The 16,565-nt window shown below is 53.9% G+C and carries 14 protein-coding genes and 1 pseudogene; 7 read left to right on the top strand and 8 right to left on the bottom strand.

Annotated features, from left to right (window positions below; all coding sequences use genetic code 11):
- Window positions 1–3 precede the first annotated feature (3 nt).
- From K7H09_RS15340 to pepQ, 4 genes are read left to right on the top strand one after another with little or no spacing between them, the layout of a single operon-like run.
- The gene (locus tag K7H09_RS15340; RefSeq protein WP_009287009.1) at window positions 4–1,020 is read left to right on the top strand and encodes an ABC transporter ATP-binding protein; all 1,017 of its coding nucleotides are present in this window, start codon (window positions 4–6) and stop codon (window positions 1,018–1,020) included.
- The gene (locus K7H09_RS15335) at window positions 1,017–2,090 is read left to right on the top strand and encodes an ABC transporter ATP-binding protein (protein ID WP_141440965.1); all 1,074 of its coding nucleotides are present in this window, start codon (window positions 1,017–1,019) and stop codon (window positions 2,088–2,090) included. Before K7H09_RS15340 ends, K7H09_RS15335 begins: the two co-directional genes overlap by 4 nt.
- A 49-nt stretch (window positions 2,091–2,139) precedes the next feature.
- A complete protein-coding gene (locus tag K7H09_RS15330; RefSeq protein ID WP_009287010.1) occupies window positions 2,140–3,051 on the top strand; it encodes a LysR family transcriptional regulator in 912 nt (303 codons plus the stop codon).
- A 43-nt stretch (window positions 3,052–3,094) separates the two neighbouring features.
- Window positions 3,095–4,393: a Xaa-Pro dipeptidase gene (gene pepQ, locus K7H09_RS15325; RefSeq protein WP_141440963.1), complete on the top strand. Its 1,299-nt coding sequence runs from the start codon at window positions 3,095–3,097 to the stop codon at window positions 4,391–4,393.
- A gap of 142 nt (window positions 4,394–4,535) precedes the next feature.
- Here pepQ and K7H09_RS15320 read toward each other — a convergent pair whose 3' ends face one another.
- From K7H09_RS15320 to K7H09_RS15310, 3 genes are all read right to left on the bottom strand, one after another.
- Window positions 4,536–5,132 (bottom strand): OmpW/AlkL family protein, encoded by a 597-nt coding sequence (locus K7H09_RS15320; RefSeq protein ID WP_027957556.1) that lies wholly within the window; start codon window positions 5,130–5,132, stop codon window positions 4,536–4,538.
- Window positions 5,133–5,660: 528 nt separating this feature from the next.
- Entirely contained in the window at window positions 5,661–6,731 is a 1,071-nt protein-coding gene (locus K7H09_RS15315) for a 2,3-butanediol dehydrogenase (RefSeq protein WP_276316030.1), read from the bottom strand.
- A 15-nt stretch (window positions 6,732–6,746) separates the two neighbouring features.
- Window positions 6,747–8,561, bottom strand: coding sequence for an NAD(P)/FAD-dependent oxidoreductase (locus tag K7H09_RS15310; RefSeq protein ID WP_141440962.1), 1,815 nt, complete (start codon window positions 8,559–8,561; stop codon window positions 6,747–6,749).
- A gap of 288 nt (window positions 8,562–8,849) precedes the next feature.
- Here K7H09_RS15310 and K7H09_RS15305 point away from each other — a divergent pair, with 288 nt between their 5' ends.
- The gene (locus K7H09_RS15305; protein WP_230805110.1) at window positions 8,850–10,832 is read left to right on the top strand and encodes a sigma-54-dependent Fis family transcriptional regulator; all 1,983 of its coding nucleotides are present in this window, start codon (window positions 8,850–8,852) and stop codon (window positions 10,830–10,832) included.
- Between the two features lie 194 nt (window positions 10,833–11,026).
- Window positions 11,027–11,422: pseudogene (locus K7H09_RS15300) on the top strand (AAA family ATPase); the annotation flags it as partial.
- A gap of 514 nt (window positions 11,423–11,936) precedes the next feature.
- Here K7H09_RS15300 and K7H09_RS15295 read toward each other — a convergent pair.
- Entirely contained in the window at window positions 11,937–13,319 is a 1,383-nt protein-coding gene (locus tag K7H09_RS15295; protein ID WP_253920406.1) for a DEAD/DEAH box helicase, read from the bottom strand.
- The gene (locus tag K7H09_RS15290; RefSeq protein WP_230805108.1) at window positions 13,316–13,927 is read right to left on the bottom strand and encodes a hypothetical protein; all 612 of its coding nucleotides are present in this window, start codon (window positions 13,925–13,927) and stop codon (window positions 13,316–13,318) included. The genes K7H09_RS15295 and K7H09_RS15290 overlap by 4 nt, the downstream gene beginning before the upstream one ends.
- A 102-nt stretch (window positions 13,928–14,029) precedes the next feature.
- Here K7H09_RS15290 and K7H09_RS15285 point away from each other — a divergent pair, with 102 nt between their 5' ends.
- Window positions 14,030–14,251, top strand: a complete 222-nt coding sequence (locus K7H09_RS15285) for a helix-turn-helix domain-containing protein (RefSeq protein WP_230805107.1) — start codon at window positions 14,030–14,032, stop codon at window positions 14,249–14,251.
- A 214-nt stretch (window positions 14,252–14,465) separates the two neighbouring features.
- Here the strand turns inward: K7H09_RS15285 and K7H09_RS15280 are convergent, their stop codons facing one another.
- The 3 genes from K7H09_RS15280 to K7H09_RS15270 are packed head-to-tail and all read right to left on the bottom strand — an operon-like array spanning window position 14,466 to window position 16,452.
- Entirely contained in the window at window positions 14,466–15,281 is an 816-nt protein-coding gene (locus K7H09_RS15280) for a hypothetical protein (RefSeq protein ID WP_044630691.1), read from the bottom strand.
- A 15-nt stretch (window positions 15,282–15,296) separates the two neighbouring features.
- Window positions 15,297–16,031, bottom strand: coding sequence for a HupE/UreJ family protein (locus K7H09_RS15275; protein ID WP_170968126.1), 735 nt, complete (start codon window positions 16,029–16,031; stop codon window positions 15,297–15,299).
- Between the two features lie 52 nt (window positions 16,032–16,083).
- The gene (locus tag K7H09_RS15270) at window positions 16,084–16,452 is read right to left on the bottom strand and encodes a hypothetical protein (RefSeq protein WP_137094712.1); all 369 of its coding nucleotides are present in this window, start codon (window positions 16,450–16,452) and stop codon (window positions 16,084–16,086) included.
- Window positions 16,453–16,565: the final 113 nt, after the last annotated feature.

Raw genomic sequence — 16,565 nt, 5'->3', positions numbered from 1 at the left:
ACCATGGCACTACTTGAAGTCAACAACCTCGATGTACGCTTTGCGCTGCGCCAGGGTGAAGTGCACGCCCTGCGCGATATCTGTTTCAGCCTTGAGCGCGGTGAGCGCCTGGGTATTGTCGGTGAGTCCGGCGCAGGCAAATCGGTTGCCGCGTTTTCGCTGCTCAACTTGATCGCCAAACCAGGCTTTATCGCCGGCGGTACGGTGACGTTTGACGGTCAGGTGCTTAACCGCATGTCTGAGCGTGGCCTGCGTAAAGTACGCGGCAACCGCGTTTCGATGATCTTCCAAGACCCAATGATGACGCTTAATCCGGTGCTCTCCATTGGCGAGCAGATGGTCGAGTGCTTAAAAGCCCACCGGCGCATCTCTTCCAAAGAAGCCCGTGCGATCGCCCTGGACAAACTCCAACAGGTGCAAATCCCTTCGCCGGAAACGCGCCTGGATCAGTACCCTCACGAGCTTTCAGGTGGTATGCGTCAGCGGATTATTATTGCCATTGCGCTGCTCCTCGACCCGGACATTATCATTGCCGACGAGCCTACTACGGCGCTTGATGTGACCATTCAGGCCGAGATCATGGCGCTGCTGCTTGACCTCTGCGAGCAGCACAATGTGGGGCTTATTCTGATCACCCACGACCTGGGCGTGGTCAGCCAGGTCACCCAGCGCATGCTGGTCATGTACGCTGGCCGAGTCATTGAGCAAGGGCCAACACGGGAGATTATCAACGACCCGCAGCACCCTTACACTCAGGGGTTAATCAACGCCCTGCCTCAGATGGCAACGCCGGGTGAAAAGCTCAATCAGATTCGCGGCAGCATGCCGTCACTCTCTAACCTGCCCAGCGGCTGCGCGTTTCATCCGCGCTGCGATTTTATCAATCGTGCCGATGGCCAGCCCCGCCCCGCCTGCACCCAGCAGGTGCCTGAATTTGTCGAATCCGGCAATTGCCGTGTGGCGTGTCATATGGTCGCTGAAATGCTCGAAGATCGCCGTTTGAAAGAGGAAACCTCATGAGTGCGCACGCTGAGGCTATAACGGACAGCCATACTCCTACTCCACGTCAGAACGAACAGAGCGCTGATTCGCTACTGCAGATTCGCGATCTAAAAAAGCGCTTCTCGCTCTCTGGGGATTTTCTCGATCAGCTGCGCTTTAAGGGCGGTAAGCTGGTTCGCCACCAAGAGCACGTTCACGCCATTAATGGTGTGAATCTGGATATCAAACGCGGTGAAGCGCTGTGCGTGGTCGGTGAGTCGGGCTGCGGTAAGTCCACCGTGGCGCGAACTGTCATGGGGCTGCTGACCCCCACAGAGGGTGAGATTCGCTACGACGGCAACCGCATCGATAACTTAAGCTCGCGCCAACTGCTGCCGTATCGCAAGCGGATGCAGATGATCTTCCAGAACCCTTATGCGTCGCTCAACCCGCGCATGACTATTCAGCAAACCCTGGAAGAACCGCTACGCCTGCACCACCCTGATTGGAAGCGACCGCAAATTCTCGACAAGGTAGAGGAAGTGATGCGCTCAGTGGGCATTGACCCGGACTGGGGCAAACGCTTTGGCCACGAGTTCTCCGGCGGCCAGCGGCAGCGTATTGCCATTGCCCGCGCCCTGGCCGTTGACCCTGAGTTCATCGTTGCCGACGAGCCTATCTCCGCACTGGACGTCTCGATTCAAGCCCAGGTGCTCAACCTGCTGATGGAAGCCCAGCAAGAGCGCAATCTGACCTACCTGTTCATTACCCACGACCTAGCCGTCGTAGAGCACTTTGGCACCCGCGTGGCGGTGATGTACTTAGGCACGGTGTGTGAAGTTGCCACCACCGCGACACTGTTCGATAAGCCGCGCCACCCCTATACCCAGGCGCTGCTCTCGGCCATTCCACGCTTGAAGGATGACCGGCCCCAGCATATTCGTCTCACCGGCGAAGTGCCGACCCCAGTTAACCTGCCTAGCGGCTGCGTGTTTCATGGCCGCTGCCCCCATGCCAATGCGCGCTGTAAGCAAGAGATCCCCTTGCTGCAAACACAGGATGACGGAACCCGAGTGGCGTGCCACGCTGTTGAGGAGGGACGCCTATGAAGCGGGCGTCGTATTCGATACAGCGACCCCAGGCGCTGAGAGGTAGAGCATGGAAATTCGCTGGCTAGAAGATTTTATCGCCCTGGCCAGAACGCGGCACTTCTCACGCGCAGCAGATGATCAAAACGTTACGCAACCCACCTTCTCCCGGCGGATTAAACTGCTTGAGGAGGAGATGGGCGTAACGCTGATTAATCGTCAAACGCTGCCGCTCTCACTCACCCCGGCCGGGGAGGAGTTTTTGACCCTGTGCGAACAGGTGACCGACCGGGTGCGGCTGACCCGTGACCGGGTGCGCGAAATTAACGCTGGCCAGCAGCGGCGCATTATGGTCGCAGCACCGCAGAGCCTATTGCCGCATTTTTTACCGGAATGGTTGGCGTCTACGGGGTGGCAAGATCGCGTACAGCCGTATTTGCGGGCGACCGGCTGGGTGGCCAATGACTACTTTCAAGCCTTAGCGCGTGCCGAGTGCGACCTGGCTATCTGTTACTGGCCAATTGGGCGCTGCGACCTGGAGATCGACACCAGCGCCTGCAATTATCGTGTGATTGGGCATGAACGGCTGATTCCAGTGACTGGGTTAAACCCAGAGGGAGAACCTCACGCACTGCTGCCTGGCTCGCGCCATCAACCGCTGCCTTGGCTTGCCTACCCCAAGCGTGGGTTGTTGGGGTCTGCGGTTAAAGCACACCTAGCCAGGCTCCCCCAAACCACCTATTTAACTGCACAGAGTGAAAATCTCTACGCGGCCGGTATTAAAGAGCTGGTGCTACTTGGCTACGGCATGAGTTGGCTGCCTGAACGCAACGTCGCGGCAGAGCTTGCTCAAGGCACGCTGGTAAGAGCGGGCGATAGTCGCTGGGATGTGCCCATGGAGCTACGGCTATACCGTCATCAAAATCATCGCCACGCTGAGCTGGATAGCCTGTGGAGCGAACTTGCGCCGCCCCGTGTATGACCCCCATTTGAGAAACCTTACTTAAGAGAGGGCACAGCTTTGTATGTCAACCACCCTATTTAACCTGCAACGCGAGCATATAGCGCACCTACAGCGTGCTTATTCGGATATTTTGACCGACCACGGGCTCGATAGCCTGGCAATTTACAGTGGCCATGCCAGCGACCATTTTGCAGATGACCACGCTCCTCCTTTTCAGGCTTACGGGCATTTTATGCACTGGGTGGGTTTAGCCGATGTGCAGCATAGCTGGCTGATTATTCAGCCGGGAGAGCGCCCCCAGCTCTACTTGTATGCGCCCGCAGACTTTTGGCACTTGCCCACTCAGCTACCCGATGAGCCCTGGGTAGAGACGTTTGATATCCACTTATGCAGCGAGAAAGTCTCCCCATCGCTTTCGGGAAATGCCGTCGTTATTGGAGATATCGAGCGTCTTCCCATCAGCATCCAACAGGCGCTAAAAGCTGAACATCACCCTGAACGCATAGTGCATGCCCTTGATGAATTACGGCTGTTTAAAACGCCCTATGAGATTGCCTGTCTCCGTGAAGCCAACCGTTTAGCGATAGCGGGCCATCAGGCATCCCAGGCCGCCTTTATCGGCGCCGCCGGTGAGCTGGATATTCAGCTGGCGTACTTAGCAGCGAGTCGCCAGCGCGAATCAAACGTGCCCTACCAAAATATTATTGGTTTAAATGAGCATGCTGGCGTGCTGCATTATCAACACTACGACCTTAACGCGCCTAAACAGCGCTATAGCTTGCTAGTGGATGCGGGTCGCCGCTTTCGAGGTTACTGCGCCGATATTACCCGCACATACGCTGGCCCCGATGCCCCCGTCGCGTTTGGCGAACTGGTCACCGCCATGCATGGGCTGAAAGATGAGTTAGTCAAAGGCGTAGCCCCTGGCGTTAACTTTTTAGCACTGCACGAGCAGATGCATCACCACCTGGGTGAAATATTGGTGGCTAATGATCTGTTTAAAGGCACCGCAGAACAAGCGGTTGCCGAGGGCGTTACGCGGGCATTCTGCCCTCATGGACTGGGGCACTCGCTGGGCCTTCAAGTGCATGATGTGGCCGGGTTACGCCACCCGGATGGCACGCCCGCCCCTGCGCCAGAGCAGCACCCAGCGCTACGGCTGACGCGCATGCTGCGCCCTGGCATGGTCGTTACCATTGAACCTGGGCTCTATTTTATCGCCATGCTGCTCGACCCGCTGCGCAACACCTCACTGCCCATTAACTGGCCGTTGGTCGACCAACTCTCATCCTGTGGCGGTATTCGTATCGAAGATAACGTAGCAGTGACAGAGAGCGGCTTTGATAACTTAACACCATAAGCCCTCTGTAACGTCGTGCTAATCGACACTCTACAACGCACTACGCCCGGCTCAAGGCCGGGCGTAGTGATATTTCAGAAGACTTAACAAAGCTAAAACCTAGGCAAAGCTAAAATCCAGTAAAGCTAATGTCTAGTAAAACTTAGAAGCGGTAAGTAACACCACCGCCAATGGTGACGGGTTCGATGTCAACTTCACCACCGACGTTGATATCTGCGTTCACGTCAGCGTAGCTTGCGTAACCATTGAGCATAATATTATCAGTCACAGCCAGATCAACCCCTACTTGGCCGATCGCGCCGTAGCTTTCATCAACATTCACACCACTCGGCTCACCAGAGAAGCGTGTGTAGTTAAGGCCAGCACCAACGTAAGGCTGTACACGTGAATCCAGGCCACCCATCGGGTAGTAATTCACGAGTAGATTAACAGGTAGACGATCAACACTACCCACATCGCCTAAGGCAGAGGTGTTCAGATCGTGCTCGAACTTCTCAGAGCTGTTGAGTTCAACGCCAACCTTATCAGTAAACAGGTAACCAGCACCAAAAGTGAAGCCGCGAGCGCTCTGCACGTTCAGTGAATCACCATTCAGATTGCCATTACCTGACCCCGTATCCGTTTGGGCAACACCACCACGAACGAATACATCGCCAGCGTTATAAGCGAGAGCCGCTTGGCTTGCCAGTGCGAAACCGGCAGTGATTACAGCAGCAGAAATCAGTTTCATATTACTCATAAGGGTCATCCTCTATGCAGCGCGCAGTTCCTTGCGCTTGGGGATTGCGGTACTTGCTATCCAACTTACCTGTACAGGGTATAGTATACGAACACTGTTTCCAAATTGCTTGTAAAATATTGTTATAAGAAACTGCACCCTGATAGTTTTTCCTATGCGTAAAGTTCTGGCATAAAACTCAGGCATAAAATCCAGGCACAAAAAAAAAGTCCCCCGAAGGGGACCAGGTGGAGCACGCCAGCTCACTCGGTTTGTTGCTACCAGCCGGTAGCAACGTGGATGAAGAAGGAAAAGAAGCCAGATAGTTAATTACGCCTCTCTATTCACTCATCCTTTGCCATATACATTGCGATCTGCGTGCCACTTTTTTAAATATCATTAAAAATCATATAGTTAATAAAAAATCACTTCACTGACATCAACCTCCGACGCACTGCAGCAAACAAAATGCACCAGCATTGCGCACTTTGAGGCCTTTTTGCATCACAAAGCATCATATGCGTTTGTTTACGCTTCGGAATCCTCAGATTAGTGGTTGGGTGTCACGATGATTTTCACTTGAGCTTTGTCGTTTAGAAGCGCCTCAAAGCCCTCCTCCACGATATCCGCCAGTGGAATGCGCTGAGTCACCATGTCCTCGGCGCGGAAGTAGCCCCGCTGCATCAGTGCCATTACCGCTGGGTACACATGGCGATAGGCAATAATGCCCTTCATGGTGCGCTCTTTGATGACTAGGTCGTTAGGCTGGAAGCTGGCCTCGCCTTCCCAGATACTCACCACCACCACTTCGCCCCCTTCGTGGGTGCTGTGCAACGCCTGATTCAGCACGTCAGGAATGCCGGTGACTTCAAACGCCACGTCTACCCCGCCACCGCTCAAGGCTTGTAATTTCGCCACTGGATCCTCCTGTTGCGGATCAACCACAGTGGCCCCTAGCGCTTCAGCTTTGGCCTTACGAGATGGTGCCACTTCCACTGCATAAATCTGCGCAGCTCCTGCGGCCTTAAGAGCCTCAATAGTCATCAAACCGATTGGTCCAGCGCCAAATACTACCGCGCTATCCCCGGCTTTCAGGCAGCTTTGGCGCACCGCATGCAGCGCTACCGCCGCGGGCTCTACCAGTGCACCCTGCTCGAAGCTGAGGTCATCTGGCAGCTTGTGCACCATATGTTCCCCCATCACGGTGAACTCGGAAAAGCCGCCGCCACCGCCCGAAAGGCCGTGAAAGCCCAGCAAGGGCGTGAGGTTGTAGCGCTCCATCTGATAAGCGCCATCCTTGTTGGGGGAAAGGATCGGCTCAATCGCCACGCGGTCGCCTACCTTCACCCGCGTGACTTTCTCGCCGACCTCTACCACTTCCCCAGCGAACTCATGGCCCATAATGATCGGCGCCTGTTCGCCGCTAATGGGGTGCGGCTTGCCCACCGGAATAAAAATCGGCCCGGCAGCATACTCGTGTAAGTCACTGCCGCAAATACCACAGGCAGCCACTTTCACTTTCACTTCATGGGGGTCGCTGATAGAGGGAACCGAAACTTGCTCAACGCGTAAATCTTTTGCTGCGTACCAAACCGCTGCCTGCATGCTTGACTGACTCATGGGTTACCCTTCCTGTTAAGACGTATGATGAACCGGCTGCAGCCCATAGACAGGCGTTTCCAGCCCCTCCATGCGTGCCTTTAACTGCAGCGCTAAATAATGTGAGTAGTGCCGCGACTGGTGCAGGTTGCCGCCGTGGAACCACAGCGCCTCTTGCTGGGTGGGTTTCCACATATTACGCAGTTCGCCCTCCCAAGGGCCGGGGTCTTTGGTGGTGTCAGAGCCCAGGCCCCAGCACTTGCCGACTTTATCCGCCACTTCCTGAGAGATAAGCCGCGCCGCCCAGCCATTCATGGAGCCATAGCCGGTGGCGTAGACGATCAAATCTGCCTCTAGCTCACTGCCATCGGTAAGTGTGATGGAGTGGGGGTTAATGCGCTCAATGCCCACACCGCTTCGCAACTTGATATCACCGTTAGCCACCAAGTCGCAGGCGCCTACGTCGATGTAATAACCTGAGCCCCGGCGTAGATACTTCAAAAACAGCCCCGAGTCATCGTCACCGAAATCGAGCAGAAAGCCCGCGTCTTCCAGCTTCTGATAAAACTCGGCGTCGCGCTGTTTGATTGCCTCAAACGCCGGGCGCTGAAAGTCCGGCAGCACCTTGTAGGGGATCGAGGCAAAAATCAGATCAGCCTTGTCGTGGGTTAAGCCATTGGCCACCGCCTCTTCGGAGTAGAGCGGCCCCAGCACTTCCTCCATCAAAGAGTCCGACTTCACAATATGGGTGGATGAACGCTGCAGCATGGTCACATCGGCGTCGTGCTCCCAGAGTGCCGCGGCAATATCGTGAGCAGAGTTATTCGAACCCACAATCACACACTTTTTACCCGCATAAGCATCTGGCCCTGGGTGTTGGCTGGAGTGCTGCTGCTCACCAGCGAAGCTCTCTGCGCCGGGAAATGTCGGCACATTGGGCATACCCGACATCCCGGTGGCCATCACCAGTTGCTTCGGGCGTAGCGTGATCTCTTCGCCATTGCGCTTAACGTTAACCACCCACTCGCCTGCGGCTTCGTCATAGTGTGCATTCTGACACTCAGTGGAGGTCCAATAATTGAGCTCCATCACCTTTGTGTACATCTCCAGCCAATCGCCCACCTTGTCTTTAGGCGCAAACACCGGCCAGTTTTCTGGGAAAGGAATATAGGGTAGGTGGTCGTACCACACCGGGTCGTGCAGGCAGAGGGATTTATAGCGGTTGCGCCAGGAGTCCCCGGCGCGCTCGTTGCGCTCTATGATGATGGTCGGCACACCCATCTGCTTTAGCCGCGCCCCAAGGCCAATCCCACCTTGGCCTCCGCCGATGATCACGCAGTAAGGCTGTTGGGTGTAGCCAAGCTCTGCCTCTTCGCGCTCCCGTGACTCTAACCAGGTTTCACGCTGTTTATTGGCCCCGTGCTCAGCTCCTTTTGGGCGGTTGTGGTTACGCGGTTCGGGGTAGTCATGAAGCGACTGCATAGTGGTTAGTAGCGTCCAGCATTTGCCGTCTTTTAGACGCAAGTAGCCTTTGCCGCTGGCGGCCGCTGTCTCAAAGGTAAACCACGCCTCACTGGTATCGCCGTTCTGGGTAGCTTCACCTTCTAGCTGCCAGTTCGAAGGACGCACGTTCTCCAGGGTGGCATTGAGCATGGCCTGAATAGCATCTTTGCCCTCACAGGTTTTTAAATTCCAGGTAAAGGTTACAAAGTCGCGCCAGTAGCATTCCTCATTAAATAGCGACAAAACACGCTGAATATCCTGGGCTTGCAGCGCTTTATCAAAATCACTCAGCCACCCTTGGACAGTCGCCGTGGCGGTTTGATGTGTTTGTGTCGGTGTCTGTGACATAGCGAGAACTCCATCGTTTGTTATTGTTGAATTGCTTGTGAGACACCCAACTCCAAGCATCCGCCGTGCCAAAACACACAAAGCCACTACAACCAACTGAAAGATAACGTTATTTAATAAAACGAAGCGGCGATAAGACGTAGTGAGGAGGTGGACACCTGTCACACTGTTTACAGCTAGGTGTTACAGGTGTAACGCACGACTAACGGCGTAATAGCGCTGCGTTGACACCCACGCCAGAGCGCATAGGCTGGAAGGACAATAACAAGCCCCACGGTGAACCACGCCATGCCCACTCAATCGTCCCTGCCTGCACGGCTGCAATCCGTTCAGCGCCAGCATATCGAGCATATTTTCCAGCTCGGCGAAGGCCTGGAAGTTCCGCAGCTACCGGCCCAGCAAACCATTCGACGCTCCTGGCTGCGCTGCCTAAACGAGTACCAGCTTGATCCTACCCAGCCTCGCCCAGCCCGGGTGGTGCCCCAGCAAATCCTGATCGAGCACCGGGAATCCGTGGATGAACTACTGCACGTTGCGCGAGCCGGGGTTGATCAGCTTTATCAGCAAATAGCTCAACTAGGCTACGTGCTGCTGCTCACCGACCACCGCGGGATAACCGTTGAGTTTCGCGGCGACCCCAACCAAGACCAGCAACTGCGCAAAGCAGGCCTATATCTCGGTGCCGACTGGGACGAACGCTTTGCGGGCACCTGTGCCGTAGGCACCTGCCTGCATGATCGCCAAGCGATTATTTGCCACCGCCAGGAGCACTTCGACGCCTCGCATATTTCGCTTACCTGCACCGCAGCGCCTATCGCTGACCCGCAGGGCAACGTCATGGCCGTGCTGGATATCTCCGCGCTGCAATCGCCTACCCAGCATGAGAGTCAAAATTTTAGTCTCTCGCTGGTAACGCTCTACGCGCGCATGATTGAGGACGCCTATTTTCTCCAGCGCTACCGTGACTGCCTGATGGTGCGGCTGGATACCTCGCGAGAGTTCGTGCATGTAAACGGGCGCGGACTCATCGCCATTGAAGAGAACGGGCAAGTGATTGCTGCCAACGCAGTGGGTCGTGATCTGATAAGTGAACACCAGCGCCGTTGGCCACCCTGGTCAGCCCATCACACCCCAATGCTGGGGGAGCTATTCGAGTGCGAGATCGCCGATGTGCTCAGCATTAATAGCGCCACCGACGATCAACTGCGTGCTTTTCGCGCCAGGGTCGATAACACGATCTACTTTATTAGCCTGCTGGAGCCACGCCGCCCGCGCCCTGCTCAGCAAGCACAACCTCTCGCCTCCAGCCTGCCGGAACCACTGGTACGCCTCGGCGCCGACGACCCCGCCATGCGCAAAGTGCAGAAACTGGCTGAACGGTTGCGCAACGAAGCCAGCGTCAATGTGCTGATTAGCGGTGAAACCGGCACCGGCAAAGAGGTGGTTGCCCGTGCCCTACATGACAGCGGCAACCGTGCCAGGGGGCCATTTATCGCGGTCAACTGTGCCGCCATTCCCGAAGCGCTAATCGAAAGCGAGCTGTTTGGTTACGAGCCCGGTGCCTTTACCGGCGGGCGCGCCAAAGGCATGCGCGGGCTGATTCCCCAAGCCCACGGCGGCACACTGTTTTTAGATGAAATCGGCGATATGCCGCTAGCCTTGCAAACCCGCCTGCTGCGCGTACTGGCCGAGCGAGAAGTGATGCCTCTTGGGGCCAATAAACCTGAAAAGGTTGATATCCGGGTGATTACCGCCACCCATCGCAATATCGATGCGATGATTCAGCAGGGTGAGTTCCGCGAAGATCTCTATTACCGCCTTAACGGGGCCCAACTGCGCCTTCCCGCGCTACGCGACCGCGCCGATAAGCTCTTCGTTATCCGCCGAGTTTTTGATGACATCATCCAGGAGCGGGGGTGCAGCCAATCACCGCGCCTGCGGGCCGATGCCATCAGCGCCCTGCTCGCCTACGCTTGGCCCGGTAATATCCGCCAGCTAAAGAATGCGCTGGCCTTTGCACTGGCCACCTCAGAAAGTGACGAAATCACCGTTCATGATTTACCCGAGCAGTGCCTAAGCCAGCGCATCACGCGGCAGGCAACTCCCCTGCCTGCAGACGCTGGTAGCGACAGCGATCACACACTGCTGGAAATGCTCAAGGAGCAGCACTGGAACATTAGCGCCGTTGCTCGCGCGCTGGGGGTTTCGCGGCCCACGGTCTACCGGCAAATGCAGCGCCAGGGCATCGTGCCGCCGAATTGGCAGGGGTGATAAAAAGCTACTTCAAAGCTTTTGATTTGGAAATAACTGCAACATATCTTGAGAACACGGTGCGAGGGCCGGTTGAAGCGAGGGTCTTTCGCAAGTCATCACTACCTCTTGGCCTTGAGGGTGACCCTCACGTACACTTGTTTGAATTCGTTTATCCTTTTATAACCCCGCTTTCGACAAGCCGAGGCTCTCCCATGGCGTTTGAATCCACCTCTTCCTATATTGCAACCGATGCGCTTAAACAGGCTGTGAACGCGGCGGTGGTGCTCGAACGGCCGCTATTAATCAAAGGCGAGCCGGGCACCGGTAAAACCCTGCTGGCCGAAGAACTGGCCGAGTCTCTCGATACCCAGTTGATTACCTGGCATATCAAATCTAGCACCAAGGCGGCCCAGGGTTTATACGAGTACGATGCCGTCAGCCGTCTGCGTGACTCTCAGCTAGGTGTTGAAGGTGTAGAGAACGTCGCCAACTACATCAAGCCCGGCAAGCTGTGGGAAGCGTTTACCGCTAATCAACGGGTGGTGCTGCTGATCGACGAGATCGACAAGGCCGATATCGAATTCCCCAACGACCTCCTTCAAGAGGTTGGCCAATAGCCCGCAAAAATATACTATATGTGTAACGAATGAGTGATTTTTCATACAGCATAAGGGATTTGATATCTCTAATAATTAGTATATATACTATATTGATATACTATTGAAAACCATCTTGAGCGCAAATTAGCCATGAATGAGGTTGATCTCAAAGCTGAAGTGTTCTTAGGGTGTTCACGAAATACCCGTGTAAACTGCTGGACGATACAGATTACGATGAGCAGTCGATGAGCTTTTTAATTGCTAATGAGTATGAATATGCATGCTTCAGCACGATCAACCAACAGTGAAGCTGTTTACGCTTAGCTGGTTTTAGCAGCTTCATGGCTAATCATAACCCAACTGTCTTTTGGGACTCAGATATGATTCAGTTCAGCTCGATTAGTTTCATGCCCAGATTATACGACCTACAAGCGCCTACAATAGCTTCGTAAACCTACCAGCTAACTAAATATCTTCACCTACTGCTTAAGCTTTTGGCCTATGCCTGTTTATTGAACGGATGCTATATAAGAGACAGTAGGTGATGGTGGTAATATTCCGAGAAGCTCAGAGTAAGCAACGGCGGTTCGACCGATAACATTCCATTCTCGTTATAGCTTTTTGCCAAGGTTGATTGGTTATCATGCTCAACTGACCGACTTTCTTCATTTCGGCAGATTTGATTAGAACGTGCTTTTTCCAATTGCAGCCTCAGCTTTTGGGTTTGAAGCATTGCCTGGTCTTCGGGAAGATCGTCAGCAATTCGCTGTGAGTATTTCCGCAGTAGTGGCTCGGCGATCACATAGAGCCATGCTTGATCATCCGAGTCGCCCATTTTGCGTAAAATGCGCCCTAAAACCTGCCGGTAATGCAATTCCGTGCGAATCCTGCTTAGATACGCACATACGCATAATCGTTGAATATCAGTCCCTTCGGATATCATGCTTACCGCGACAATCCAGCGGGTACTGTTATATCGGTATTGGTCAATAAGTTGATGCGCCTTCGGTGTTTGGCTAGTCACCACTACATAGCTTTCACCCTTGTTAATCAAAAGCTCTGCGATTTGATGTGCATGTTCAATGTCAGTAGCCACTACTAGACCGCCTGCATTAGGTACACTATTCCTCTCTTGGTTAAGTCGGTCAATGCTTAGGTCTAGCACCGCATTTAGGATATCGTCGTGTCGCAACAGGTCTTCGTAGCTGATTGGCGACTCACTGAGCAACTGTTGAAATGAGGAAAACGCTTTTACTGATGCTGTACTCTCGCTCTCTTCGGTCAAACGGATCAATGGGTTATCGATAAGCGTAATTCTTGGCGAGCGACATACGCCGTCTTTAATGGCGGATTTCAGGTCATAACGGTAATCGCAGATTACCTTGCCTTCTGGATCGCTGTAGCGAGCTAATGCAATAGGTAAGTCATCCGAACGCCAAGGCGTTCCTGACAGTGCTAAGGTGTAAGTGGCTGCATTTTGGATGCGCTGAATTATTTGCTGGCCCCACGTATTGCTGAGAAGCGGATCATGGCCTGCACAGTGATGTATCTCATCAAAAATGGTTAAGGTGCGATATTCTGTGAATAACGCCCAAAAATCTTCAGGGTGATATTCCATAGACTGGTAGGTATAAGCGGCCCCAACCGATGCAAGCGTATCTCCAAAACGCTGGTTCAACACCACTGTAAAGGTGCGCTGTATGCCAGCCACCACCTCTCTGGTAGGTGCAAAGCAGATAACAAAATCTATACGTCCTTCTTCAAGGAGCCATCGCGTAATTTCAGCGGCCAAACGGGTTTTGCCGCTGGCAGGGGTTGCTTGTACGAACAAATCTCTACTCAGTAAATAGTGGGACTTCGCTAGTTCCAAGCACTCTGATTGCCATTTACGCAGCCTCGTACTCATGAACCCCTCAGCCGATGTAGTGACTTTTCTAGCGCACGTACCCGGCCCATTAAGCGTGCGCTCCGGTCGTAAGCATTACGATGATCCACCACAATACTCGGCTTGAGATCAGGGTATTCGTCCATAAGCTCTCGAAATGCCTCGACTTCACCCAGGGAAGAAAGGAATTCACTTTGCGTTTCCTGCAACATTTTCTCCAAGGCATATTGGCTAGACGCCTTCTTAGTGCTGGGATGATGTTCAATACTGACATCGTCTTTTGGAATAACGGATTTCTCTGTTGTTTCATTTGTTTGCGACACGAGCCGCTGGTGCCATGTGTCAAAACTTTCCCCCTCCAGACACAAGCTCGCATCTCTTATTGAAGGCAACACAAAATAGAGTTGGTCGCGTTTGCGTTTTTCATGATCTTTCTCCACTAAGCCAGTGTTGATTAGCTTTTTAACCCTTTCATAGATAAAACGCCGCAGATCAGCGCGATGCTCTGCGGCTATGCCATGTCGATGTGCGTACTGGTCACGGAGGCTGCGAATAGTGAATTGAGCGTTATCAGTGTTTAAAAGGAGCTCGAAAATGCGCTCATCAATCGAAGGAAGGGTAACCGACATGACCATCACCGTAGGAGAGGTAAAAACGAAAATGCGGATTATAGTCCGTGGCTAGATAGGCCGCAACGAAGGATAGTCCCGCCAAAAGGAAATGAGGCGGGTATGGGTGAGCTAGCGAAGGCGCTGGGAAGCAATATCAGGAAGAAACGAAAGGAAGAAGGTTTCTCGCAAGAGGCTTTTGCCTTGGCTGTTGGCATCGACCGAAGCTACATGGGAAGAATCGAGCGAGGTGAAGTAAGAATAACCGTGGAAAAGCTATATGAGCTCGCTGTCGTGCTCCACTGCGAGCCAGCATCTCTTCTGCCTGCCCAAGACACACTATGAAGGTAAGGGCAAAAACCGGCCAGAAGCGGTCTTTTAGATATTTCGCATATACGCCTAAATGGTTTTGCTAACTGAGCTATTGCATCATCTCATGCGCTTGAAGATGATTTTTATATCAAGTGGTATATCAATAAACCAATACAGCTATAAATACTTAATGACACTGGTTCGAAGAAAACCTCTAGCACTCAAGAGAGCGCTAGAGGCTAATCTGTTAAAGGGCCTTAACTAACTCCCCGTATTCGCCACCCACACGCAAGACAATGATCACATCGTTGTCATTGCGGTTACGGAAGAACCAGCCATGGTTGCCAGTGAAAGCGGCTTCTAGCTCACCTTCATCTTCGGGCACGCCACGGCCTTTTTCGTAGCTAATGGAGTTCCCATTGCCATCACCGTGTGTGTCAAAGTTGACAGGGCCACCTTCGGATACCCAGGCAAAGGTAGCAACCGCCCCTTCTTGCATGGTGAGTTTGTACTCCGTGCCTTCTCCTGGCGTCAGGGTAAAGCTCACCTCATCGCTCCACGGGGACGCTTCTTCCGCTTGCGCCGTCTGTGAAGCAGCTTCCTCCGTCGCTAATGCCTCCGCCAGTGCCATGCTGGCATCGGTCATCACCCTGTCAGAATCTTCGAGTGAAGGTGCTACGGGATCACTCGCTGAGGCTGAATTGGCTGTTTGGGGAGCTATCTCTGCCTCGGACGTCGCAGTCTGAGCATCAGCATCGTTTACCGGCGCAGACTGGCGATCACTGACGATTCCTTGAGATGCCGAGGGTTGAGACGCCTGTTGGGCCATGGCTTGATCGTTGGCTTGGTCGAGTTCGGCTTCCTCAGCCAACTGGGTCTTGATTTCGCCCATCTCAGTCAGCCCCAACAAGCGCCCAGCACCGGTGGGGTCAATGGCATACTCGGCAGGTAACACGACGGTGATCAGCAAAGCGACAGCAATAACGGCGGCCATCAGCGTAGAGCGAAGTAACTTACCCGTTGACGGTAGTTCGGCACGGGTTGGAAGATCAGTGTTATACATTAGGGACTCCCTCAATTAGGCAATGAAATAGCCGGTGAGTTGATAACCCACCAGTATAAAACCAGCACACATCATGGCGACGTTGGCGGTATACGCGTGGCGTAAGAAGCCCGTCGTGCGTCGCCAGAAGCCCATCACAATGAGAATGGCGCTCAACGCTAGTAGCTGGCCGATCTCGACGCCTACGTTGAATGCCAGGAGATTAGGGACGAGACCATCAGGCGAGATATCGTATTCAATGATCTTGCTCGACAGGCCAAAGCCGTGAAACAGACCGAACACCAGTGTGGCGACCTTGGTGTTGGGCTGAAAGCCGAACCAGCGCTGATACGCCCCGATGTTATCGAGCGCCTTGTAGACAACGGAGAGTCCGATGATGGCGTCAATTAGGTAGCTATTGATGCCGATATTGAAGTACACCCCTAACAGCATCGTCGTCGAGTGACCGATGGCAAAGAGGCTGACGTAAATGGCGATATGCTGCATTCGGTAGAGGAAGAAGATGACCCCTAGCAAAAACAGGATGTGGTCATACCCCGTCACCATGTGCTTGGCACCGAGATAGATGAACGAGATCAGGTGAACGCCATAGATCTCCTGGATATACCCTTTGTCGCCTTCAGCAACGGCGTGGGCAAGGGCTTCACCAGTGGCTCCCAGGAGCATCACTAGGAGTGTGAGAAGGGGTAGCGCGTGGCGTCGGATCATAGCAGACAAGCCGAACGCACCCCCTAGTTGGGATGGAAACATAAAACCTCCACGGGTCTGTCATTAAAGTTGGCCGTCAGGGGGACGGCCCCAATCATCCAGTGATGACTGGCCGTGGCGGACGCTCCAAGCGGTAGACGCGACGCAGCGGAAGACCGCTGCATTCGCCTAGCCGCAGGGCATCGCGGAAGTTCGGCTCGACGGTAATGCCTGTCCCAGGCCGATCCGCTTTTTCATGGAAATGACTGCCACTCTCATTATGCAGGTGGCGACTGTCTTCGTGCTCGTGGCCATGGGTATGCCCATGGCCCTTCTGCACATTCTCATGGAGAGACGACTCAACGCCAACCATGCTCGCTGCCCCATGCGCACGCGCCTCACCCACACTGGTGATTACCAGGCTAGGCAGGAACAGCAACAGAAAGGTCAGATAGCCAAGGCGGTGGCGCAGCCGATTGAGCATGTAGAGCAACCAGGATAAAAGTAAAAATCATAAAAATAGATAACCGTCTGCCTTGAACCATAGCGTTGGCAGAATAACGGCGATAGATTACCATCCCCTCCGGGGGGATAGGA

It is taken from the genome of Halomonas sp. IOP_14 (genome assembly GCF_021021315.1).
Classification (GTDB): domain Bacteria; phylum Pseudomonadota; class Gammaproteobacteria; order Pseudomonadales; family Halomonadaceae; genus Vreelandella; species Vreelandella titanicae.
Note: the sequence above shows the minus strand (reverse complement) of the source record. Positions and strands in the feature narration are given on the sequence as shown.

Bases quoted from the DNA above. Each gene is read 5' to 3' on its own strand.
- K7H09_RS15340 (WP_009287009.1), top strand. From the start codon at position 4: ATGGCACTACTTGAAGTCAACAACCTCGATGTACGCTTTGCGCTGCGC.
- K7H09_RS15335 (WP_141440965.1), top strand. From the start codon at position 1,017: ATGAGTGCGCACGCTGAGGCTATAACGGACAGCCATACTCCTACTCCA.
- K7H09_RS15330 (WP_009287010.1), top strand. From the start codon at position 2,140: ATGGAAATTCGCTGGCTAGAAGATTTTATCGCCCTGGCCAGAACGCGG.
- pepQ (WP_141440963.1), top strand. From the start codon at position 3,095: ATGTCAACCACCCTATTTAACCTGCAACGCGAGCATATAGCGCACCTA.
- K7H09_RS15320 (WP_027957556.1), bottom strand. From the start codon at position 5,132: ATGAGTAATATGAAACTGATTTCTGCTGCTGTAATCACTGCCGGTTTC.
- K7H09_RS15315 (WP_276316030.1), bottom strand. From the start codon at position 6,731: ATGAGTCAGTCAAGCATGCAGGCAGCGGTTTGGTACGCAGCAAAAGAT.
- K7H09_RS15310 (WP_141440962.1), bottom strand. From the start codon at position 8,561: ATGTCACAGACACCGACACAAACACATCAAACCGCCACGGCGACTGTC.
- K7H09_RS15305 (WP_230805110.1), top strand. From the start codon at position 8,850: ATGCCCACTCAATCGTCCCTGCCTGCACGGCTGCAATCCGTTCAGCGC.
- K7H09_RS15295 (WP_253920406.1), bottom strand. From the start codon at position 13,319: ATGAGTACGAGGCTGCGTAAATGGCAATCAGAGTGCTTGGAACTAGCG.
- K7H09_RS15290 (WP_230805108.1), bottom strand. From the start codon at position 13,927: ATGTCGGTTACCCTTCCTTCGATTGATGAGCGCATTTTCGAGCTCCTT.
- K7H09_RS15285 (WP_230805107.1), top strand. From the start codon at position 14,030: ATGGGTGAGCTAGCGAAGGCGCTGGGAAGCAATATCAGGAAGAAACGA.
- K7H09_RS15280 (WP_044630691.1), bottom strand. From the start codon at position 15,281: ATGTATAACACTGATCTTCCAACCCGTGCCGAACTACCGTCAACGGGT.
- K7H09_RS15275 (WP_170968126.1), bottom strand. From the start codon at position 16,031: ATGTTTCCATCCCAACTAGGGGGTGCGTTCGGCTTGTCTGCTATGATC.
- K7H09_RS15270 (WP_137094712.1), bottom strand. From the start codon at position 16,452: ATGCTCAATCGGCTGCGCCACCGCCTTGGCTATCTGACCTTTCTGTTG.